Annotated in this window: 21 protein-coding genes; 9 read left to right on the top strand and 12 right to left on the bottom strand. The window is 59.7% G+C overall.

Going from position 1 to position 21,660, the window contains the following annotated elements; all coding sequences use genetic code 11:
* Positions 1-53: 53 nt before the first annotated feature.
* Both lptG and lptF read right to left on the bottom strand, forming a co-directional pair.
* Positions 54-1,115 carry an LPS export ABC transporter permease LptG gene (gene lptG, locus TU74_RS11660; RefSeq protein WP_048376602.1) on the bottom strand — a complete coding sequence of 354 codons (1,062 nt, stop codon included), beginning with the start codon at positions 1,113-1,115 and terminating at the stop codon, positions 54-56.
* Positions 1,108-2,226: an LPS export ABC transporter permease LptF gene (gene lptF, locus TU74_RS11655; RefSeq protein WP_048376600.1), complete on the bottom strand. Its 1,119-nt coding sequence runs from the start codon at positions 2,224-2,226 to the stop codon at positions 1,108-1,110. Before lptF ends, lptG begins: the two co-directional genes overlap by 8 nt.
* Before the next feature lie 320 nt (positions 2,227-2,546).
* Here lptF and TU74_RS11650 point away from each other — a divergent pair, with 320 nt between their 5' ends.
* From TU74_RS11650 to rlmF, 5 genes are all read left to right on the top strand, one after another.
* Entirely contained in the window at positions 2,547-4,037 is a 1,491-nt protein-coding gene (locus tag TU74_RS11650) for a leucyl aminopeptidase (RefSeq protein ID WP_047278353.1), read from the top strand.
* A gap of 59 nt (positions 4,038-4,096) precedes the next feature.
* On the top strand, positions 4,097-4,537 hold the full coding sequence (locus tag TU74_RS11645; protein WP_047295208.1) for a DNA polymerase III subunit chi: 441 nt from the start codon (positions 4,097-4,099) through the stop codon (positions 4,535-4,537).
* 7 nt (positions 4,538-4,544) lie between these two features.
* Positions 4,545-4,928 (top strand): hypothetical protein, encoded by a 384-nt coding sequence (locus TU74_RS11640; protein ID WP_047277409.1) that lies wholly within the window; start codon positions 4,545-4,547, stop codon positions 4,926-4,928.
* 117 nt (positions 4,929-5,045) lie between these two features.
* Positions 5,046-7,892, top strand: coding sequence for a valine--tRNA ligase (locus TU74_RS11635; RefSeq protein WP_048376598.1), 2,847 nt, complete (start codon positions 5,046-5,048; stop codon positions 7,890-7,892).
* A gap of 91 nt (positions 7,893-7,983) precedes the next feature.
* Positions 7,984-9,000: a 23S rRNA (adenine(1618)-N(6))-methyltransferase RlmF gene (rlmF, locus tag TU74_RS11630; RefSeq protein WP_047278355.1), complete on the top strand. Its 1,017-nt coding sequence runs from the start codon at positions 7,984-7,986 to the stop codon at positions 8,998-9,000.
* A 71-nt stretch (positions 9,001-9,071) separates the two neighbouring features.
* On the opposite strand, the gene TU74_RS11625 is transcribed toward rlmF, so the two are convergent.
* Complete coding sequence (locus TU74_RS11625) at positions 9,072-9,353, bottom strand: HU family DNA-binding protein (protein ID WP_003440137.1); 282 nt, start codon at positions 9,351-9,353, stop codon at positions 9,072-9,074.
* A gap of 398 nt (positions 9,354-9,751) precedes the next feature.
* Between TU74_RS11625 and yejK the strand changes: the two genes are divergently transcribed.
* Both yejK and TU74_RS11615 read left to right on the top strand, forming a co-directional pair.
* The gene (gene yejK, locus TU74_RS11620) at positions 9,752-10,756 is read left to right on the top strand and encodes a nucleoid-associated protein YejK (RefSeq protein WP_047277415.1); all 1,005 of its coding nucleotides are present in this window, start codon (positions 9,752-9,754) and stop codon (positions 10,754-10,756) included.
* Positions 10,756-11,109, top strand: a complete 354-nt coding sequence (locus TU74_RS11615) for a glutaredoxin family protein (RefSeq protein WP_047278356.1) — start codon at positions 10,756-10,758, stop codon at positions 11,107-11,109. The genes yejK and TU74_RS11615 overlap by 1 nt, the downstream gene beginning before the upstream one ends.
* Positions 11,110-11,124: 15 nt before the next feature.
* Here TU74_RS11615 and TU74_RS11610 read toward each other — a convergent pair whose 3' ends face one another.
* The 8 genes from TU74_RS11610 to TU74_RS11575 all read right to left on the bottom strand — a co-directional run bounded on the left by TU74_RS11610 (position 11,125) and on the right by TU74_RS11575 (position 17,834).
* On the bottom strand, positions 11,125-11,418 hold the full coding sequence (locus TU74_RS11610) for a GIY-YIG nuclease family protein (RefSeq protein ID WP_048376596.1): 294 nt from the start codon (positions 11,416-11,418) through the stop codon (positions 11,125-11,127).
* A gap of 5 nt (positions 11,419-11,423) precedes the next feature.
* A complete protein-coding gene (locus tag TU74_RS11605; RefSeq protein WP_048376594.1) occupies positions 11,424-11,903 on the bottom strand; it encodes a nuclear transport factor 2 family protein in 480 nt (159 codons plus the stop codon).
* Positions 11,904-11,966: 63 nt separating this feature from the next.
* Positions 11,967-13,262 (bottom strand): CynX/NimT family MFS transporter, encoded by a 1,296-nt coding sequence (locus TU74_RS11600; RefSeq protein WP_048376592.1) that lies wholly within the window; start codon positions 13,260-13,262, stop codon positions 11,967-11,969.
* Positions 13,263-13,275: 13 nt separating this feature from the next.
* Positions 13,276-13,494 (bottom strand): hypothetical protein, encoded by a 219-nt coding sequence (locus TU74_RS11595; RefSeq protein ID WP_139145762.1) that lies wholly within the window; start codon positions 13,492-13,494, stop codon positions 13,276-13,278.
* 179 nt (positions 13,495-13,673) lie between these two features.
* The gene (locus TU74_RS11590) at positions 13,674-14,438 is read right to left on the bottom strand and encodes an amino acid ABC transporter ATP-binding protein (protein WP_048376591.1); all 765 of its coding nucleotides are present in this window, start codon (positions 14,436-14,438) and stop codon (positions 13,674-13,676) included.
* Positions 14,439-14,450: 12 nt separating this feature from the next.
* Positions 14,451-15,548 (bottom strand): amino acid ABC transporter permease, encoded by a 1,098-nt coding sequence (locus TU74_RS11585; protein ID WP_047295214.1) that lies wholly within the window; start codon positions 15,546-15,548, stop codon positions 14,451-14,453.
* 10 nt (positions 15,549-15,558) lie between these two features.
* Positions 15,559-16,740: an amino acid ABC transporter permease gene (locus TU74_RS11580; RefSeq protein ID WP_047278364.1), complete on the bottom strand. Its 1,182-nt coding sequence runs from the start codon at positions 16,738-16,740 to the stop codon at positions 15,559-15,561.
* A gap of 65 nt (positions 16,741-16,805) precedes the next feature.
* On the bottom strand, positions 16,806-17,834 hold the full coding sequence (locus TU74_RS11575) for an amino acid ABC transporter substrate-binding protein (protein WP_048376590.1): 1,029 nt from the start codon (positions 17,832-17,834) through the stop codon (positions 16,806-16,808).
* 417 nt (positions 17,835-18,251) lie between these two features.
* On the opposite strand from TU74_RS11575, the gene TU74_RS11570 reads away from it, so the two are divergent.
* The gene (locus tag TU74_RS11570) at positions 18,252-18,908 is read left to right on the top strand and encodes an alpha/beta hydrolase (protein ID WP_048376588.1); all 657 of its coding nucleotides are present in this window, start codon (positions 18,252-18,254) and stop codon (positions 18,906-18,908) included.
* An 84-nt stretch (positions 18,909-18,992) separates the two neighbouring features.
* Positions 18,993-20,483 carry an ATP-dependent RNA helicase RhlB gene (gene rhlB, locus TU74_RS11565; protein ID WP_047278367.1) on the top strand — a complete coding sequence of 497 codons (1,491 nt, stop codon included), beginning with the start codon at positions 18,993-18,995 and terminating at the stop codon, positions 20,481-20,483.
* Between the two features lie 74 nt (positions 20,484-20,557).
* Here rhlB and TU74_RS11560 read toward each other — a convergent pair whose 3' ends face one another.
* A complete protein-coding gene (locus tag TU74_RS11560) occupies positions 20,558-21,472 on the bottom strand; it encodes a DUF6708 domain-containing protein (RefSeq protein ID WP_048376587.1) in 915 nt (304 codons plus the stop codon).
* Positions 21,473-21,660 lie beyond the last annotated feature (188 nt).

Raw genomic sequence — 21,660 nt, 5'->3', positions numbered from 1 at the left:
AAAAAAGCCCCTGTCGCGGGACAGAGGCTTTTGGTTCGAGCTTTACAGGTCGATCAACCCGCCCGTCGCAACAGCCAGACGCCCGCCAGGGCGCAAATGAGGGCTGGCAATATCACCGCAAACAGCGGAGAGAAGCCAAACACCAGACTGGACGGCCCCAGCAGGTCTTGCGCGATCTTGAACGTGAAGCCCACCAGCACGCCGGTAAACACCCGCTGCCCCAGGGTCACCGAGCGCAACGGGCCGAAAATGAAGGAAATCGCCATCAACACCAGCGCGGCAGTGACCAGCGGCTGCAACACCTTGACCCAAAATGCCAGCCAGTAACGACCGTTATTCAAACCCTGGTCTTTCAGGTAATGGATGTAATTCCACAGACCGCTGATTGACAGCGACTCAGGGGCCATCACCACGGTGTTGAGCAACTGCGGGCTCAGGGCCACGTCCCAACGCTCGACCGGTGCGCTGACCACTTCAGTGCTGCGGTCGTGGAACAGCGTGGTACTCACATCCGTGAGCTGCCAGTGATCTTGGTCGAACTCTGCCTTTTTGGCGAAGCTTGACGACAGCATGTGGCGCTCTTCGTCAAAGCGGTAGCGCGTTACGCCAAACAGCGTGCCGTTCGGCTGGACGGCGTTGATGTGGATGAACTCTTCACCCTGACGGTGCCACAAACCGTGCTTGGAGCTTTGCGCATCACCGCTGCCCAGCGCCAGCGCCCGATTGGCCTGCGCCATGGTTTCAGTGGCAGGTGCCACGTATTCGCCCACCAGCACGCCCGCCACCATCAGCACCAGCATGGGTTTCATGACCGACCACACGATACGGCCGATGGACACACCTGCCGCACGCATGATGGTCAGCTCGCTGTTGCTGGCCAGACTGCCCAGCCCGATCAGGCAGCCGATCAGCGCCGCCATTGGCAACATGTCATACATGCGCCGCGGTGCCGTCAGCAGCACGTAGCTGAGCACGTCCATCACGGTATAGCTGTCGCTGATATTGCCCGTCTCGTCGATGAACGCGAACAGCGACGCCAGCCCCAAAATAATGCCCAGCACAGCCAGGATCGCCAAAAAGACGCTGCTACCGATGTAGCGGTCGAGCTTACCCACGCGTCATCTCCTTCACGCTACGGCGACTAGCCAGCTTCAAGCGCAGCGGCTCCCAGTACAGCAACAACAGGCCAATGGCCAGGAACAGCGCATGCACCCACCACAGCCCCAGGGCGGGCGACAACTTGCCTTTTTCCAGGGCGCCACGGGCCGAAATCAGAATGGTCAGGTAACCCATATAAAGAAGAATCGCCGGCAACAGCTTGAGGAAGCGGCCCTGACGCGGGTTGACGCGTGACAGCGGCACGGCGATGAGGGTCACGATAAACACCAGCAGTGGCAATGAAATACGCCATTGCAGCTCGGCAATTGCCCGCGGCTCGGGGTTGCCAATCAGGTCGAGGGTCGGGATTGCATCGCGATCGGTCACTTCATCGCTGGCATCGGGCTTGGGCAACAGCACACCATAGGTGTCGTACTTGATCGCGCGGTAATCGGCCAGACCCGGGTTACCGTCATAGCGGTAGCCGTTATTGAGAATCAGCCAGCGACTGCCATCGGGACGGACTTCCTGATGGCCTGTTTCGGCCACCAGCACCGAGATGCTGCGGTCCTTGGCGTCCTGACCCAGGCTTTTTTGCGAGATGAACACGCCCGAGAGGTTGGTCCGGTCGTTGGTCAGCTCTTCGGTGTAGGTCACGCGCGAACCGTCGCTCAACGCCTGGAAGCGGCCAGGCACCAGCGTGTCGAACTCGGTCAGTGCATCTTGCTTGTTCAGCAACAGCTGAAACTGGTTCGCACCCTGCGGCGCCAGGCTCAGGCTCAGCCAGGCCACGATCAGGGCCACGAACGCCGCCGGAATCATGGTCAGGCCCAGCAGGCGCTGCTGGCTCATGCCCGTGGCCGAAAGCACGGTCATTTCGCTTTCGAGGTACAGACGGCCATAGGCCAGCAAAATACCGAGAAACAGCCCCAACGGCAGAATCAGCTGCATGAAGCCCGGCAGACGGAAGCCCATGATCAGGAACAGGGAACCCGGGTCCAGAGCGCCAGAGGCAGCCTGTGCCAGGTACTTGATGAAGCGACCGCTCATGATGATGACCAGCAGCACAGCGCTGACAGCGCTCAATGTAAGCAGGACTTCGCGGGACAAATAACGGAAGACGATCAAACCAGACACTCCAGGGTCGTCAGGCTAAGGCGGCCAAACAAGCGGCGTTACCAGTGGGTCAGGCATTCATCATAGATGAGCCGGGCCGACTAAAAAGATGGCGCATTATCCTGTGAATGACCTCGCCTGTCACTGCGCTTGCTTACCCAAGGTTACAAAGCAGCCATTGCAGGCCACGCAAGGGTTGTCAGCCGCGACCGACGGGGTTCAAACTGCCCGACTAGACGCAGCCCCGCTTAGACAGGTGAAGCGTTTCATCCATAAGCACTCAAACCCACGCGTTTGTGCGCACGTTGACCATTTGATTCAGGGACCCGGACATGGAACTGGTTGTAAAAAGCGTTAGCCCAGAAACGTTGAAAACGGCCACTCTCGTGGTCGCCGTCGGCGAAGGCCGCAAGCTCGGCCCGACCGCCAAGGCCCTCGACGAACTCACCGGCGGCGCGATCAGCGCAGTCCTCAAGCGCGGCGACCTCGCCGGCAAGACCGGCCAAAGCCTGTTGCTGCATACCCTGCCCAACATCAAAGCCGAGCGCGTGTTGCTAGTGGGCACGGGTAAAGACGAAGAATTGGGCGACCGCCCGTTCCGGAAAATCATCAGCGGCGCCCTGAGCGTCCTTAAAGGCCTGGGTGGCAGCGAGGCGGTCTTTGCCCTCGACGAACTGGTGGTCAAGGGCCGCGACAGCTACGGCAAAACGCGCCTGCTGGCCGAAACCCTGGCAGACGGCGATTACACGTTCGACCGATTCAAAAGCCAGAAAGCCGAACCCCGCGCCCTGAAAAAAATCACCCTGCTGACCATCAAGGCCGCGCAGGCTGAAGTGCAACTGGCCGTGACCCACGCCCAAGCCATTGCTGCTGGCATGTCCTTCACCCGCGACCTGGGCAACCTGCCGCCGAACATCTGCCACCCGACGTTCCTGGCCGAACAGGCCAAAACCTTGGGCAAGACGTTCAAGGGCCTGAAGGTCGAGATTCTCGACGAAAAGAAAATCAAGGACCTGGGCATGGGCGCGTTCTACGCCGTTGGCCAGGGCAGCGACCAACCGCCCCGCCTGATCGTGATGAACTATGCGGGCGGCAAGAAATCCGAAAAACCGTTTGTCTTGGTGGGCAAAGGCATCACCTTCGACACCGGCGGCATCAGCCTCAAGCCGGGCGCGGGCATGGATGAAATGAAGTACGACATGGGCGGTGCTGCCAGCGTTTTCGGCACCCTGCGCGCCGTGCTCGAACTGAAACTGCCGATCAATCTGGTGTGCATTCTGGCCTGCGCCGAAAACATGCCCAGTGGCGGCGCGGCCCGTCCGGGCGACATCGTGACCACCATGAGCGGTCAAACCGTTGAAATCCTCAACACCGATGCCGAAGGCCGTCTGGTGCTGTGCGATGCCCTGACCTACGCCGAACGTTTCAAGCCACAAGCGGTGATCGACATCGCCACCCTGACTGGCGCCTGCATGGTCGCACTCGGGGCGCACACCTCCGGCCTGATGGGCAACAACGACGAACTGATCGAGCAACTGCTGGACGCGGGCAAGCAAGCCGATGACCGCGCATGGCCATTGCCGCTGTTCGACGAATACCAGGAGCAACTGGACAGCCCGTTTGCCGACATGGCCAACATCGGTGGCCCGAAAGCCGGCGCCATCACCGCGGGCTGCTTCCTGTCGCGGTTTGCCAAGGCCTACCACTGGGCTCACCTGGACATCGCGGGCACGGCCTGGGTCAGTGGCGGCAAGGACAAAGGCGCCAGCGGCCGTCCCGTGCCATTGCTGACGCAATACCTGCTCGATCGCGCCAACGCTTGACACTGTTGATCGCAGGCTGCGCCGCTTGAGGGCGGCGCAGCCCCGATTCAGGAACCGCAATGACCTCTGAAAAAACCAAAGTCGACTTTTATATCCTGCCCAGCGCAGACCCGGCAGCGCGGCTGGATTTCGCCTGCAAACTCACCGAAAAAGCCTGGCGTCTCGGGCATCGGGTGTACCTGCACTGCAGCGACGCGGCCCAGCGCGACGACCTCGATCAACGCCTGTGGCGCTTCAAGGGCGAGAGTTTTGTGCCCCATAGCCACGCCGAAGACGAACCCGATGGCGTGATCGTCATGGGCATGGCCGATGCGCCTGCCAGCCATCAGGACCTGCTGATCAATCTGGACCTGAAAGTCCCCGAATCCTTCAAGCGTTTCGCCCGCGTGGCGGAAGTCGTGGTCGAAGACCCCGCCGTTCGACTGGCGGCACGGGAGAGTTTCCGTTTCTACCGTGAACAGGGCTATCCTCTGCAAGACCACAAGTTACAACGACTCTGAGCACACGATGGACACCCCCAATTCGCCGAAAAAAGCTGCACACCTGCTCGATGATCTTGAGTCCATTCGCCAACTGCTGGACGACGAAGGCCTGCAACCGCCGCTGCTGACCGAGATGGTCGGCGAACAAGGCACGCAGATCCCCTTGCTGGACGAGGTCTTTGAACCCACACCCGCGCCCGTGCCAGCCGCGCAACCACCGCTCGCCAGTGCGCCTGCCGCCGACAAGGCCCCCGACGCCTTGCTGGTCCATCTGGACAGAGAGCTGCGCACGGCCGCGCAAGCGATCATGCAAGACGTCATCAACGACTACGCCCCGCACATCGAATCCGAAATCAAACGCCGCCTCGACGCACACATGGAGCGCCTGATCAGCCAGCATCAAAACTGATGCCCGATCCCTGAGCGCCCGATGGCCTGTAATCGCCGCGCACAACTCGCCCTATGCGTCCCGCCCCGCTATACTTGCCGGCTTTCCTGAATTAATGCCAATAGGGTCCCGCCGCGCATGGATAAGACCTACCAGCCGCACGCCATTGAAACTTCCTGGTACAAAACCTGGGAAGAAGAAAACTATTTTGCCCCGCAAGGCGCGGGCGACCCGTACACCATCATGATCCCGCCGCCTAACGTTACCGGCAGCCTGCACATGGGGCACGGTTTCAATAACGCGATCATGGACGCCTTGATCCGTTTCCGCCGCATGCAGGGCCGTAACACCCTGTGGCAGCCGGGCACCGACCACGCCGGTATCGCGACGCAAATGCTGGTTGAACGCCAAATCGAAGCCCAGGGCCTGAACCGCCACGACCTGGGTCGCGAGAAATTCCTCGACAAGATCTGGGAATGGAAAGACCAGTCCGGCGGCAACATCAGCCGTCAGATCCGTCGCCTGGGCTCGTCCGTCGACTGGAGCCGCGAGCGCTTCACCATGGACGACGGCTTGTCCGAAGCCGTGAAAGAAGCGTTCGTTCGCCTGCACGAAGACGGCCTGATCTACCGTGGCAAGCGCCTGGTCAACTGGGACACCAAATTGCACACGGCGATTTCCGACCTTGAAGTGGAAAACCACGACGAGAAAGGTTTCCTGTGGAACCTCAAGTACCCGCTGGCCGACGGCGCCAAGACCGCTGAAGGCAACGACTACCTGATCGTGGCGACCACGCGTCCCGAAACCATGCTCGGTGACGCCGCCGTTGCGGTGAACCCGAACGATGAGCGCTACCAGGCCCTGATCGGCAAGTTCGTCGAACTGCCGCTGGTTGGCCGCCGCATTCCGATCATCGCTGACGATTACTGCGACCCTGAATTCGGCACCGGCTGCGTGAAAATCACCCCGGCCCACGATTTCAACGACTACGAAGTCGGCAAGCGCCACAACCTGCCGCTGCTGAACATCTTCGACAAAAACGCCAAGGTCTTGCCTTCCGCTCAAGTGTTCAACCTTGACGGCACGCTGAACGAGACCATTGACGGCACCCTGCCGGCCAAATACGCCGGTCTGGACCGCTTCGAAGCGCGCAAGCAGATCGTCGCGGACTTTGACGAAGCCGGCCTGCTGGTCAGCGTTGACGACCACGCCCTGAAAGTACCGAAGGGCGACCGTTCCGGCACGATCATCGAGCCGTGGCTGACCGACCAGTGGTACGTGTCCACCAAACCGCTGGCCGAACCGGCCATCGCCGCGGTTGAAGACGGTCGCATCGCGTTCGTGCCCAAGCAATACGAAAACATGTACTTCTCGTGGATGCGTGACATCCAGGACTGGTGCATCAGCCGTCAGCTGTGGTGGGGCCACCGGATCCCGGCCTGGTACGACGAGTCGGGCAAGGTGTATGTCGGTCGCGACGAAGCCGAAGTCCGTGCCAAAAACAACCTGGGCCCGGACGTTGCGCTGCAACAGGACAACGACGTGCTCGACACTTGGTTCAGCTCGGGCCTGTGGACGTTCTCCACCCTTGGCTGGCCAGAAAAAACCGACGCGCTGAAAACCTTCCACTCGACCGACGTGCTGGTTACCGGCTTCGACATCATTTTCTTCTGGGTAGCCCGGATGATCATGCTCACCATGCATTTGGTGAAAAACGAAGACGGCACCCCGCAAGTGCCGTTCAAGACCGTGTACGTTCACGGCCTGGTGCGTGACGGCCAGGGCCAGAAGATGTCCAAGTCCAAAGGCAACGTACTGGACCCGCTGGACATCATCGACGGTATCGAACTCGAAGACCTGGTGGCCAAACGCACCACGGGCCTGATGCAGCCCAAGCTGCTGAAGAAAATCGAGAAGCAGACCCGCGACGAATTCGCGGACGGCATCGCCAGCTACGGCACCGACGCCCTGCGCTTCACCTTCTGCTCGCTGGCCTCAACCGGTCGGGACATCAAGTTCGACATGGGTCGCGTCGAAGGCTATCGCAACTTCTGCAACAAGATCTGGAACGCCGCCCGTTACGTGCTGGACAAGGGCGAAGACTGCGGCCAGAACGGCGAAGCCTACGAATTGTCGCTGGCCGATCGCTGGATCATTTCGCAGTTGCAGCGCACAGAAGCCGAAGTGACCCGTCACCTCGACCAGTTCCGTTTCGACCTCGCGGCACAAGCCCTGTACGAGTTCATCTGGAACCAGTACTGCGACTGGTACCTCGAACTGTCCAAGCCGGTACTGTGGGACGAAAACGCGCCGGTAGAACGTCAGCGCGGTACCCGTCGCACACTGGTGCGCGTGCTGGAAGTCGCGTTGCGCCTGGCGCATCCGTTCATGCCGTTCATCACCGAAGAAATCTGGCAGCGCATCGCGCCGCTGGCGGGCGTTGAAGGCAAGACCATCATGCTGCAACCGTGGCCGGTGGCGAACGAAGCACGCATCGATCAGGCGGCCGAAGATGACATCGAATGGCTCAAAGGCCTGATGCTCGGCGTGCGTAACATCCGCGGCGAAATGAACATCGGTCCCGGCAAGCCGTTGCAGTTGTACGTGAAAAACGTCAACACCGAAGACCAGCGCCGTCTGGCCGAGAACGATGCCTTGCTGAAAAAGCTGGCTAAACTCGAATCGATCACCGTGCTGCAAGACGGCGCCGAAGCCCCTCTGTCAGCCACCGCTCTGGTGGGCGAGATGGAAGTGCTGGTGCCGATGGCCGGCTTGATCGACAAAGATGCAGAACTGGCGCGCCTGGACAAGGAAATCCAGCGTTTGCACGGCGAAGTGGCCCGCGTAGGCGGGAAACTCTCCAACGCCGCGTTCGTTGACAAGGCCCCGGCCGAAGTCATCGACAAGGAACGCGCCAAATTGGCCGAAGCCGAACAGGCTTTGAGCAAGTTGGCAGAACAGCACGCGCGGATTTCCAGCCTGTAAACACGCTGCGCACCTGATCGCGGGCAAGGCCTGATGCTCCTGAGGGAGCCTCGGGGCTTGCCCGCGATTGCTTTTGTGGAATGAATTGAACATGACAACCCCACGCACTTCCAAAGCCACACGCCACAAACCCAAGGCGCCCGGCGAAGCCAAGCCGGCCGCACCGCGGGTCAAACCGAGCCTGCACCCGCGCAATCGCCATCAGGGCCGTTACGACTTCCCGCAGCTGATCTCGGTGTGCCCCGAACTGGGCCAGTTCGTGATCATCAACCCGTACGGCAAAGAGAGCATCGACTTCGCCAACCCGGACGCCGTGCGCGTGTTCAACCGCGCCCTGCTCAAGGCCTTCTACGGCATTGCCCACTGGGACATCCCGGCCGACTACCTGTGCCCGCCAGTCCCGGGGCGCGCCGATTACGTGCACTTTCTGGCGGACCTGCTGGCCACCCTCAATGACGGCGTGATTCCGCGTGGCCCGAGCGTGCGCGTGCTGGACATCGGCATGGGCGCCAACTGCGTGTACCCGTTGATCGGCCATAGCGATTACCGCTGGCAGTTCCTCGGCACGGAAGTTGACACCATCGCCCTGAAAGCGGCCAAGGCCATCGTGCAATCCAATGGCCTGAACAAAGCCATCAGCCTGCGCCAGCAGCCCAACCCGCAGAAGATCCTGCTGGATGTGCTGGAAAGCAGCGAACGCTTTGACCTGAGCATGTGCAACCCGCCGTTCCACGCCTCACTGGACGAAGCACAGCGCGGCAGCGAACGTAAATGGCGCGCACTGGGCAAGGCAGACCCGAAACGCAAGTTGCCGGTCCTGAACTTTGGCGGCCAGGCCGCCGAGTTGTGGTGTGAAGGCGGCGAGCAGCGCTTTGTCACGCAGCTGATCCGCGAAAGCGTGCAAGTGGGCCGTCAGGTGCTGTGGTTCAGCACACTGGTGTCCAAGGCGTCCAACCTGCCCGCCATCCAGACCGCCCTGAAAAAAGCCGGTGTGCGCGAGAGCCAGGTGGTGGACATGTCTCAGGGCAACAAGCAAAGCCGCTTTGTGGCCTGGACCTTCCACGACAAAGAACAGCAGCAACTGTGGCGCGAAAAGAACTGGAAATAACCCCCCCAACCCGCGCGCACAAAAAAGCCGCGCTCCGGATCACTCCGGGGCGCGGCTTTTTAACAAGTGTCTTACTTGTTTACAGCGTCAGTCAGGCCTTTGGCCACAACGAGCTTGATCACTTTCTTGGCAGCGATTTCGATGGCTGCGCCAGTCGAAGGGTTACGGCCAGTACGGGCAGGACGCTCGGTCACTTTCAGTTTGCCAATACCTGGCAGAGTGATTTCGCCGCCATTTTCCAATTGATCAGCAACGATCTGAGCCAGTTGGTCCAGAGCGTTACGCGCGGTAGTTTTCGGCGCGTCGATAGCTTCAGCGATATCGGCGATCAGTTGGTCTTTAGTAATAGCCATTGAGATGTTCCTTCCCTATCAAATTCATTTGGTTTGCAGAGTGCAAAGTCAGCTATCGAGCCAGATAGTTAGGGTCTGGCACGCCCGTTTGCTTTCACGACGAATCGCGGATGTAGAGTGCTGAAACGGGGTTTGGTTCGACCTGACACATGCTGAATCCGCGCTTTGCGCCGTTACCCGGCGCAAGACGGGGCAAAACTAGCACAGAGACGGCCAAATATCCGCCTCTACCTGCCCATTTGGTCAGCTTTATCGCGTTAAAACCGTAAAAAAACGCCTCCCGGCCGACAGAAGCCCCCTAAACCCCGGTGCGAAGGCCGTCCAAAGCCTCAGGTGCGTTACACTTGCCGCTTTTGCGGGGCCTGCCCCCTGCCTTCTGATAACTCGCCGAGAAGCCCATGCCGATCCGTCATTGCATCGTCCATCTGATTGAGAAAAAACCCGACGGTACGCCCGCTGTTCTCCACGCCCGCGACAGCGAACTGGCCGAGTCGCAGGCCATCGAGAACATGCTGGCGGACCTCAACGAAAGCTATAACGCCAAACAAGGCAAGGCCTGGGGCTTTTTCCATGCCGAATCCGGCGCGCATCCGTTCAGCGGCTGGCTCAAGGAGTATCTGGACGGCGGCACCGACTTCACGGCCTTCAGCCGCGTGGCGGTCGAGCACCTGCAAAAACTGATGGAAGAGTCCAACCTGTCGGTGGGCGGGCATGTGTTGTTCGCCCACTACCAACAGGGCATGACCGACTATCTGGCCATCGCCCTGCTGCACCACAGCGAAGGTGTGGCGGTGAACGCGGAACTGGACGTGACCCCGTCGCGCCATCTGGACCTGGGCCAGTTGCACCTGGCGGCGCGGATCAACCTGTCCGAGTGGCAGAACAACAAACAGTCCAAGCAGTACATCTCGTTCATCAAAGGCAAGAACGGCAAAAAGGTGTCCGAGTATTTCCGCGACTTCATCGGCTGCCAGGAAGGCGTCGACGGGCCGGGCGAAACCCGCACCCTGCTTAAAGCCTTCAGCGATTTCGTGGAAAGCGAAGACCTGCCCGAAGAGTCGGCACGCGAAAAAACCAAAACCCTGGTCGATTACGCCAGCAGCCAGGCCAAAATCGGTGAACCGATGGGCCTGGAAGAACTCTCCGAACTGATCGACGAAGAACGCCCAAAAGCGTTTTACGACCACATCCGGAACAAGGACTACGGCCTCTCGCCGGAAATCCCGGCCGACAAACGCACCCTTAACCAGTTCCGCCGCTTCACTGGCCGCGCCGAGGGCCTGTCGATCAGTTTTGAAGCGCACTTGCTGGGCTCCAAGGTGGAGTTCGACGAAGAGGCTGGCACGCTGATCCTCAAGGGCTTGCCGACCCAACTGCTCGACCAGCTCAAGCGCAACAAATAATGTTCAACGGGATCCTGAAAAAAGTCCTGTTCGTGCTGGTGGTCGTGGTGATCTTTCAGAACTGGGGCAAGATTGAGCGCGTGCTCAATCCCTCGGGCGTTGTGGCCGAGCAGACCCGGGCCAACGCCCGGGTCGTGCTCTACGCCACCGAGTGGTGCGGGTACTGCAAAGCCACCCGCCGCTTTCTCGACGAAAAAGGCATCCCCTACACCGAATTCGATATCGACAAGGACCCCGTCGCCCGCAAAGCCTATGAAGCATTGGGCGGACGCGGGATTCCGATCCTCGACGTGAATGGCACGCTGATCCGTGACTTCAAGCCCGAGGCGATCCTCGACGCATTGAAACCGTGATCGGCGTCATGGTGGTCAGGGCCGGCACTGGCTCGACACCAGGCACTCTTTGGCGCTCTTTCTGAGCTTTTTGATCAGCCGCTCCTGACGCAGCGCCTCGCCCTTGTCGGGCCAGGATTCGACATACACCAGTGCCACCGCCGGGCTGGATGCAAAGAAGCGCGCGCCCTTGCCGCTTTGATGCTTGGCAAACCGCTTATGCGGGTCATCGCTAATACCGCAATACAACGCCCCGTTGGCGGCCCGCACCAAGTACACAAACCAGGGCTTGCTCGTCGCTGTCGCTTCGCAAGATTGCGTTATTGCCATCACGGTTACAGCCCTTGAGCGCGTGCCTGAAAAGCCTTGAGGCCCTTTCTCGCCTGGGCACGGATCGCATTTTTCACCAGCGGCGTCCATCCCAACAGCGTGCCTTTGATGCCCAGCGCCTGACGCGACCACCGCCACAAGTCGAAATGGTCATGGTGCTCGCAGATTTTGCCGTCGCGAAACACAAAGCGTGCCTGGATGTCATTGATCACAATCGCCCCGGTCTGGCTGAACACATAGGTGGCCACCCAGTGCGCACTGCCCTGCTGATCGTCAGCCTGCACGGTGTTGAAGCTGAGGGTGAAGTCCTTGGCCCGAGACGTGAGCATGCGCCACATGTCGCGCGCATCCTGCCCCCTCAGTTCACCGAACACCGGATCGCTGAACAGCACGTCTTCGGTGTAACACTGCGCCATGGTTTCAGCATCCAATTGCTGGAATGCTTGATAAAAGCGCGTGATCAACGCGTGGTGGGTTTGGCTCATGTCGGGGTCCGTGCAGGTGGAATTCGTGCACGATAATCCGACATGAGCAGAAACACTATGGCTTCAGACCTTCTCGCTGACGACATTGACGAATTTCGCACGCCCTGCCCCCAGCCCGGCAATGATTGCACCGATGCCCACAACGCCGAAAATCCAGCCCAGGGCCTCCCAGCCACCGGTCAATTCGTGAACCAGCCCCACGGCAAACGGGCCCATCGACGCCACGGTATAGCCGATACCTTGCGCCATGCCCGACAGGTTGGCCGCCACGTGAGCGTCTCGCGAACGCAACACGATCAGGGTCAGCGCCAGGCTGAAGGTGCCGCCCTGCCCCAGGCCCAGCACGATGGCCCAGCCCCACAATCCGTCCAGGGGGGCGTACAGGCAGCCAAACAGCCCGGCCAGGGTCATGCCCATCACCAGCACAATGGCGAGGCGTTGATCCTTACCCCGGGTGGCCAGCCAGGGCGCCGTCAAGGCGGTGGCCAGTTGCACGATCACCGAACCGGACATCACCAGCCCCGCCTGTGTCGGCGTCAGCCCGCGGCCGATCAGGATCGACGGCAGCCAGCCAAACACGATGTAGGACAAAGACGATTGCAAGCCCATATAAAGCGTGACCTGCCACGCCAGCGGGTCGCGCAACAACCCGCGCACCCGGTACGCCACGTTGTGCGCGCCCTGTCGCTTGCCGACTTGCGGCAGCCAGAAGACGGCGGCAAGCACCGCCGGCAGCGCCCAAAAACCCAGTCCCAACGCCCAGCTGTTGCCGAAGTAATGACTCAGGGGGACCGTCGCCCCGGCCGCCAGCGCGGCGCCGAGACAGAGTGCCATGGTGTAGACCCCCGTCATGGTGCCCGCATGCCCGGCGAAGTCCCGCTTGATGATGCCCGGTAACAGCACACCGATCACCCCGATGCTGGCACCGGCCAGAATGCTTCCGGCGAACAGCCCGACCTCACCCACGCAACTGCGCAACACAATACCGCCGCTCAGGGTCAGCAAGATGCCCAGCACCACCCGCTCGGTGCCGAATCGCCGCGCCAGGATCGGCGCCAGGGGCGCAAAAATGCCGAGGCACAACACCGGCAACGTGGTCAGCAAGCCTGCTTGCGCGGCCGACAACCCCAACTGATCAGACACCTCCCCCAACAGCGGCGCCATGCTCGACAACGCCGGGCGCAGGTTCAACGCCACCAACACCAACCCCAGCAACAACAGCCAGGGGCGCAGCACCACGGGTGGTGCTTGCTGGACCCCCTCGTCGTCCGCCTCGGCATCAATCAGCAGTTGATCCAGATCTTCCAGATGGCGTACGGGTTCGAGGCGGTCGTTAGGGTGTGGCGGATTGCTCGTCATGGCCTGCTCCGGTTCAAGGTTCTTTGATCAACGTCCGGCTAAGTGCCATCGCCCGTTGAGGGTCTTGTTGTTTGACAGCGGCCAGCCGTTCGATGTGCCGATCGAACACCGACGGGCGGCGCGGGTGAATATTCACTGTGTGACGCAACGGGCTGCTGAGGCCACTGACGATGCAGGCACACCGCTTGCTGGGCGCAGGCGTGTGCGCGGCATTCATCAGGCGCAGGGGCAATCACAGGTCGCAGCCGATGTCGGTATTGAGATCGCCACAAGGGTACGTGGCGCGGACCTCAACAGATTCGGGACATCTTAGCCAGACGAAGACGCCGGGGGCAAACCGGGAGTGCGGGGCATGAGGCTGCACGCTTTTGAAGAGGTAAAAGCGCGCAGCCTGCGGGTAGTGCTACAGGCTTAGTGCAGGATCTGGTTCAGGAACAGCTTGGTCCGGTCATTTTGCGGGTTGTCGAAGAAATCATTGGGGGCGGCTTGCTCAACGATTTCGCCTTTATCCATGAAGATCACCCGATTCGCCACGGTCCGGGCAAAGCCCATTTCATGGGTCACGCAGAGCATCGTCATGCCGTCTTGCGCCAGGCCGATCATGGTGTCGAGCACCTCCTTGACCATTTCCGGGTCCAGCGCTGACGTCGGCTCGTCAAACAACATGATCTTGGGCTTCATGCACAAGGCCCGGGCAATCGCCACGCGCTGCTGCTGACCACCGGACAATTGCCCTGGGTACTTGTTTGCCTGCTCGGGGATGCGCACCCGCTCCAGATAATGCATGGCTATTTCTTCGGCTTCACGCTTGGGCATCTTGCGCACCCACATCGGGGCCAGCGTGCAGTTTTGCAGGATGCTCAGGTGCGGGAACAGGTTGAAGTGCTGAAACACCATGCCCACCTCGCGGCGCACACTTTCGATCTGTTTGAGGTCATTGGTCAGCTCGACGCCATCCACCACGATGCGCCCCTGTTGGTGTTCTTCAAGGCGATTAAGGCAACGGATGGTGGTGGATTTGCCGGAGCCCGACGGGCCGCACAGCACGATCCGCTCCCCCGGCTGAACCGTGAGGTTGATGTCTTTAAGCACATGGAACTGGCCGTACCATTTGTTCACCCCGAGCATCTGGATGATGCCTTGCGGCTCGGCAGTCTGTTTGATGGCTTCACTCATGATGCGCGTCTCCTAATGCTTGTGGCCGGTGTCCAGCTTGCGCTCCAGGTGCATGGAGTAGCGGGACATGCCGAAACAGAAAATCCAGAACACCAGGGCGGCGAACACATACCCTTCGGTCGCCATGCCTAGCCATTTGGGGTCCGCAGCCGCTTGCTTGACGCTGTTGAGCAGGTCAAACAGGCCAATGATGATGACCAGGCTGGTGTCCTTGAACAGGGCAATAAAGGTGTTGACGATGCCGGGGATCACCAGCTTCAAGGCTTGCGGCAGAATCACCAGCCCGGTACTGCGCCAGTAACCCAGGCCCATGGCCGCCGCGGCCTCGTACTGACCCTTGGGGATCGCTTGCAACCCGCCGCGCACCACTTCAGCCACGTAAGCCGACTGGAACAGAATCACCCCGATCAACGCCCGCAGCAGCTTGTCGAAGTTCATGCCTTCGGGCAGAAACAGCGGCAGCATCACTGACGACATGAACAACACGGTGATCAGCGGCACCCCGCGCCAGAACTCGATGAAGGTCACGCACAGCACGCGGATGGCGGGCATGTCGGAGCGGCGCCCCAGCGCCAGCAAAATCCCCAGCGGCAGCGCGCCCGCAATGCCCACCGTGGCAATCACCAGGGTCAGCATCAGGCCGCCCCACTGGCTGGTGGCCACCGGGCTCAAACCCCAATAACCACCGTGCAGCAAGGCGTAGGCCAGCAGCGGGTACACCACCAAAAAGACCACGCCGTAGACAGCCTTGTGCCGGAAGCGCGAAACGAACAGCGGCGCAGCCCCCAGCACCGCCAGCCAGACGCTGAGGTCCACGCGCCAGCGCAAGGCCTGCGGGTAGTAGCCGTACATGAATTGACCGAAGCGTTGCTGGATAAACACCCAACATGCGCCGTCTTTGGTGCAGTCCTCGCGGGTGGTGCCCACCCAGTTGGCATCGACAATCGCCCAGCTCAGCAATGGCGGTACGATCAGCCACACCAGATAACACGCAAGCAGTGTCAGCACGGTGTTGAACGCACTGGAAAACAGATTGGCCCGTGCCCATGCCAGCAGGCCGATGCGTGTGCCCGGTGGAGGCAAGTCCGGTTTGAAAACATGCGTCGTCATGGTCGCGCCCTCACCGTTCGATTAGCGCAATGCGCGTGTTGTACAGGTTCATCAGCAGCGAAATGCTGAGGCTGATGGCCAGGTACACGCTCATGGTGATGGCAATGACCTCGATCGCCTGACCGGTCTGATTGAGCACCGTCCCTGCGAACAGCGACACCATCTCCGGATAACCGATACCCGCCGCCAGTGACGAGTTTTTCACCAGGTTCAGGTATTGGCTGGTCAGGGGCGGAATAATCACCCGCAATGCTTGGGGGATGATCACCTTGCGCAGCGTCGGCCCCGACTTCAGGCCCAGCGAATGCGCCGCCTCGGTCTGGCCGTGGCTGACTGACTGGATGCCCGAGCGCACGATTTCAGCGATAAACGCAGCGGTGTACACCGTGAGCGCGAGGGTCAGGGCCAGCAACTCCGGGATCAGCACCCAGCCACCGACGAAATTGAAGCCCTTGAGCTGCGGCATTTCCCAGTGCACCGGACTGCCGGTCAGCCACACGCAGATGCCCGGAATCACCACCAACAGCGCCACGGCCGCCCAGAATTTATGAAACGGCACCCCGGTGTCTTCGAAGCGCTTGTTGGCCCAACGCACCATCAGCACCACCGCCGCGATTGCCAGCACGACACTGATGACAAACGGCCAGAACGCCTCGGTGCCAATCGCTGCTGGCATATTCAGCCCGCGGCTGCTCATGTAGAAGGTGTCTGCGATGGTGTGACTGTTGCGCGGCAGCGGCATGGTCAGGAACACCGCGAAATACCAGAACAGGATTTGCAGCAGTGGCGGAATGTTGCGAAACACCTCGACATAGACCGTGGCCAGCTTGTTGATCATCCAGTTGGGTGACAGCCGCGCGATGCCAATGATGAAACCCAGTATCGTCGCCAAGACCACGCCAATGGCCGAAACCAGCAAGGTATTGAGCAGGCCGATGACAAATACACGGGCATAACTGTCGGACTCGGTGTAATCGATCAAATGTTGCGCGATGCCGAACCCTGCACTGCGCTCCAGAAAATCAAACCCCGATGTAATGCCCCGGTGCTGCAAATTGGTCTGGGTATTGTCGAACAGATACCCGCCCAGCCAGACCACCAGCACCACGGTGACGATCTGAAATACCCACCCACGCACACGTGGATCGCTCAGGCTGAGCCTGGGCTTGAGTGCGCCGACTTTAGTCTGCATGTTGAACCCCTGAAAAAAATGGACAGAACATCACCCGGCCAGGTGGCGGCCGGGTGACAGCGCTATCAGCGCACAGGGGGTGCGTATTGGATGCCACCGTTGTTCCACAAGGCATTGAGCCCGCGGTCGATGGCCAGAGGGGTGCTTTTGCCGAGGTTGCGCTCAAACACTTCGCCGTAGTTGCCGACCTGACTGACAATTTGCACGACCCAATCTTTGGGCAGCTTCAAGTCTTTGCCGTATTCACCGTCGGCACCCAACAGCCGCGCGACATCCGGGTTTTTCGTCGATTTGGCTTCGGCGACCACGTTCTGGGAGGTGATGCCCGCTTCTTCAGCATTGAGCATGGCGTAAAGGGTCCATTTGACGATGCTGAACCAGTCCTCATCGCCTTTGCGCACCACTGGCCCCAAGGGCTCCTTGGATATGGTTTCCGGCAGCACTACGTAATCGTTCGGCGTCGCCAGTTTGCTGCGCTGTGCGTACAGCTGCGATTTGTCGGAGGTCAACACATCACAGCGCCCGCTCTCCAGCGACTTGGCGCTTTCGTCAGAAGTGTCAAACGTGATGGGGGTGTACTTGAGGTTATTGGCGCGGAAGTAATCCGAGACATTGAGCTCCGTGGTGGTGCCCGCCTGAATGCAAAGGGTGGCGCCGTCCAGTTCCTTGGCACTGTTGACGCCCAGTTTTTTATTCACCAAAAAACCCACGCCGTCGTAGTACGTCACGCCGGCGAACACCATGCCCATGCCCGCGTCTCGGGAGCTGGTCCAGGTGGTGTTGCGCGACAGTACATCCACCTCGCCCGATTGCAGCGCCGTAAACCGCTCTTTGGCATTCAACTGGCTAAACTTGACCTTGGTCGCGTCGCCAAACACAGCAGCGGCCACGGCGCGGCAAATGTCCGCGTCAATCCCGAGAATTTTCCCGGACGCATCCGGCACCGAAAAACCGGGCAGCCCATCACTCACACCGCATTGCACAAAGCCTTTTTTCTTCACGCTGTCCAGCGTTGCGCCCGCCTGGGCAAAACCGCTCATGCCGAGGACAACGACTGCTGTGGCCAGGGCCAAAGTGGATTTCAACTGCTTCATTCAAACCTCCAAGTGTTGCTTTTATTGTGTTTGAACAAGACCCGCCGCCCCCTTGTGAGGCACTGTTGACCCGTGTTGGCTTTAAATGAGGTCAAGCGGCATAAGTCTTGAGCGATGGGTGCATCGCACGAACCTTCAAACTGAAGCGCTCACGTGAGCTGCTGAACTCCCTGTCTCGCTTCACCTTCAGGCTTTTTGCTATCCCCCCGACGGCCGTTGCCTGTTAGTGTTACCGCCGGAAATACGCAGTGGCGCCCACAGCTCATAGCAAAGCGCGTACCACTCATACGCTCTGAACAAATACGCGCTTATTTTCAGAAAAATCGTTCAAGCAATAGACATTTTCGCCAAACGTTACACGAACTCGCACTTCAGCCGCGCACCCTGATGGCGCGCCTGCACACCGATGGAGCAACCATGACCGAGCCTCTTATCCTCGACCCTAAAAAGCCCGCAGACGCCTGTGTTATCTGGCTTCATGGCTTGGGCGCGGACCGCAATGACTTCTTGCCGGTAGCCGAAGCGCTGCAAGAAAGCCTCCTGACTACACGTTTTGTTTTGCCGCAGGCACCGACCCGGCCAGTCACCATCAATGGCGGCTATGCCATGCCCAGTTGGTACGACATCAAGGCCATGAGCCCGGCCCGGTCGATCTGTGAAGACGAGCTCAATGAGTCCGCCTGTACCGTCATTGCGTTGATCGAAAAGCAGAAAGAACAAGGGGTAGACGCCAGCCGTATTTTTCTGGCCGGGTTTTCCCAGGGCGGCGCGGTGGTGTTTCACACCGCGTACCTGAAATGGCAGGGCGCATTGGGTGGCGTAATCGCCCTCTCCACCTACGCGCCAACCTTCAGCGATGAGATGGAACTGTCCGCCAGCCAGCAACGGATTCCAGCCTTGTGCCTACACGGTCAGTACGACGATGTAGTCCAAAACTCCATGGGACGTACGGCGTATGAACATTTAAAAAGCCGCGGCGTGAGCGTTACCTGGCAGGAATACCCAATTAGCCATGAAGTGTTACCTGAGGAAATCCGGGACATAGGCGTCTGGCTCAAGGCACGCCTGGGTTAAAACCGAAACATCCTGTCGTTCACTACGCCGAGCACGCGACTTGCATTACACTGCCCGGCGTACACTCCTTAACCAACTGATGAGATGACCGTGCTCAAAGCACTCAAAAAAATATTCGGTAAAAGCGAGGCTGAGCCGCTCGCGCCAGCTTGCACAGCACCTTCCAGCAGCCCCGGCCCGCGAACCGACGCGCCACAAAGCGCCCAGCCTGCTCCCGCTTCTGCCTCGGTGACCACGCCCGACGCACAGCCTGTTGCCCCTTCTGCACGCAACGAAAAACCGAAACCGGCCAAACCGCGCCGGGAAGCGGCACCCAAACCGCCGGTTATCCCCTGGAAACTCGAAGACTTCGTGGTCGAGCCGCAAGCAGGCAAAACCCGCTTTCACGACTTCAAGCTTGCGCCCGAGCTGATGCACGCCATCCAGGACCTGGGCTTTCCTTATTGCACGCCGATTCAGGCGGGCGTTTTGGGTTACACCCTCTCAGGCCGCGATGCGATTGGCCGCGCACAGACCGGCACCGGCAAAACGGCGGCGTTCCTGATTTCGATCATCAGCCAGCTGACCCAAACGCCACCGCCCAAAGAACGCTACATGGGCGAGCCACGCGCCTTGATCATCGCGCCGACCCGCGAGCTGGTGGTGCAAATTGCCAAAGACGCGGCCGACCTGACCAAATACACCGACCTCAACGTCATGACGTTCGTGGGCGGCATGGACTTCGACAAGCAACTCAAGCAACTGGAAGCCCGTCACTGCGACATTCTGGTGGCCACTCCGGGTCGCCTGCTGGACTTCAACCAGCGCGGCGAAGTGCATTTGGACATGGTTGAAGTGATGGTCCTCGATGAAGCCGACCGCATGCTGGACATGGGCTTTATCCCGCAGGTGCGCCAGATCATCCGCCAGACCCCGCCCAAAGCCGAACGCCAGACCTTGCTGTTCTCTGCGACCTTCACCGAAGACGTGATGAACCTCGCCAAGCAATGGACCACCGACCCGGCCATCGTGGAGATTGAATCCGAAAACGTGGCCAGCGACCGCGTAGAACAACACGTCTACGCCGTCGCCGGGGCCGACAAGTACAAGTTGTTGTTCAACCTGGTGAATGACAACGGCTGGGAACGCGTCATCGTCTTTGCCAACCGCAAGGACGAAGTGCGTCGCATCGAAGAACGCCTGGTACGTGACGGCATCAACGCCGCGCAACTGTCGGGCGACGTGCCCCAGCACAAACGCATCAAAACCCTGGAAGGCTTCCGCGAAGGCAAAATCCGCGTGTTGGTCGCCACCGACGTGGCGGGCCGCGGGATTCACATCGACGGCATCAGCCACGTGATCAACTTCACCCTGCCGGAAGTGCCGGACGACTACGTACACCGCATTGGCCGTACAGGCCGAGCGGGTGCGGACGGCGTATCCATCAGCTTTGCCGGTGAAGACGACTCGTATCAGCTGCCCGCCATCGAAACCAAACTGGGCCGCAAAATCAGCTGCGAAACCCCGCCAACCGAACTGCTGCGCCCTGTGGTACGTGCCGTGCGCAAACCCCACGACCCGACCGAAACGGCCTGATCGATCCGGCCAGCCCCTTGCTCGCGATAGCGGTACGACTGCTTCGCGAGCCGGACTGGCACTTCTGGCACTGACTAATCGCGCAATGCCAGCTCCGCTTCGCGCTGCGCAATGGCCGCCTCCAGCTCGGGCGAGCGCTTGGCCCACTGCTCGGGTGGTATCGGTTTAGACCACTCAACAATCTCCGGCCAGGTTAATTCTGGAGGGGGGTTAAGTTTTAGCCGCTCCAACGCAATAACCAACAAGACATTAAAAATAAAGATTCCAAAAAAACCATCCCACACGATTGCCAGCGGCCATCCTTTCTGACCTGCAGCTTTGACAAGGTTGCGCCAGTAAGTCGCCAATATACCTTTGGGATGATGCGCATTATCAGGAGGATCTTCGACTGCGTCGGGGCCTATTTCCATGTAGCTACGCATGCATTCCCATAGTTTCATCGCAGAAATACCGCCCCCACAATTGAAACCTATCGTGAAGTTTTTATTCATTGCATTGCCATGCGGGTCGGGATTCGTAAACCCTATCAGCAATATACCCTGAGTCTGCTTACCCGCTTGATTAATCGTCGAACTTTCAGTGCCCATTGCTGTGACAGTTTCCCAAGGCACTACCCAATATTCACCCTTCGCAACGGATACACAGACCTCTCTGCGCTGACGATTAAACCGAATAGGTAAGGGTACCGGGACGAATAAGCTCCGTAGCATTAACGCGATAGGAACAGAAAAAATGGCGCCCCCTAACAGAAGAACATCTGGATCATTAGTGGCATAGGCAATCCACAGACAGAGCATCATCGAAGGCCACATCACCATTACGCCGGAGGCAATGCAGTAATACCCAACATCCATAAATACATTATTCTTCCGCCAAATAATATTTAAGGAGTCCGCAGGCAACTCACCTGTAGGCAGCGGTAATGGTGAGAGATAGTCTTCCTTTAGAAGTGGTCCCACCTTACTTTTTCGTGCCACTTTATTATTCATTCCGTTGTTCTTAAGGGTTGAAAGTACTGGGCATTTTGCTCGGCGCTCAGCACATAAGCCTTAGGGAATCTCCGAACAAGTTTTCAAATGTGCTGAAATACGCCTGACCACCTGATCCGAGCCGCCTATGAGCCAGATGAGCTTTTCCGATTTCGAATACGCCGGCAAGCGCAAGCAGACACGCCGCG

Origin of the sequence: Pseudomonas lundensis, assembly GCF_001042985.1 — a bacterium.
In the GTDB taxonomy this organism is placed as follows: Bacteria; Pseudomonadota; Gammaproteobacteria; order Pseudomonadales; family Pseudomonadaceae; genus Aquipseudomonas; species Aquipseudomonas lundensis.
Note: the sequence above shows the minus strand (reverse complement) of the source record. Positions and strands in the feature narration are given on the sequence as shown.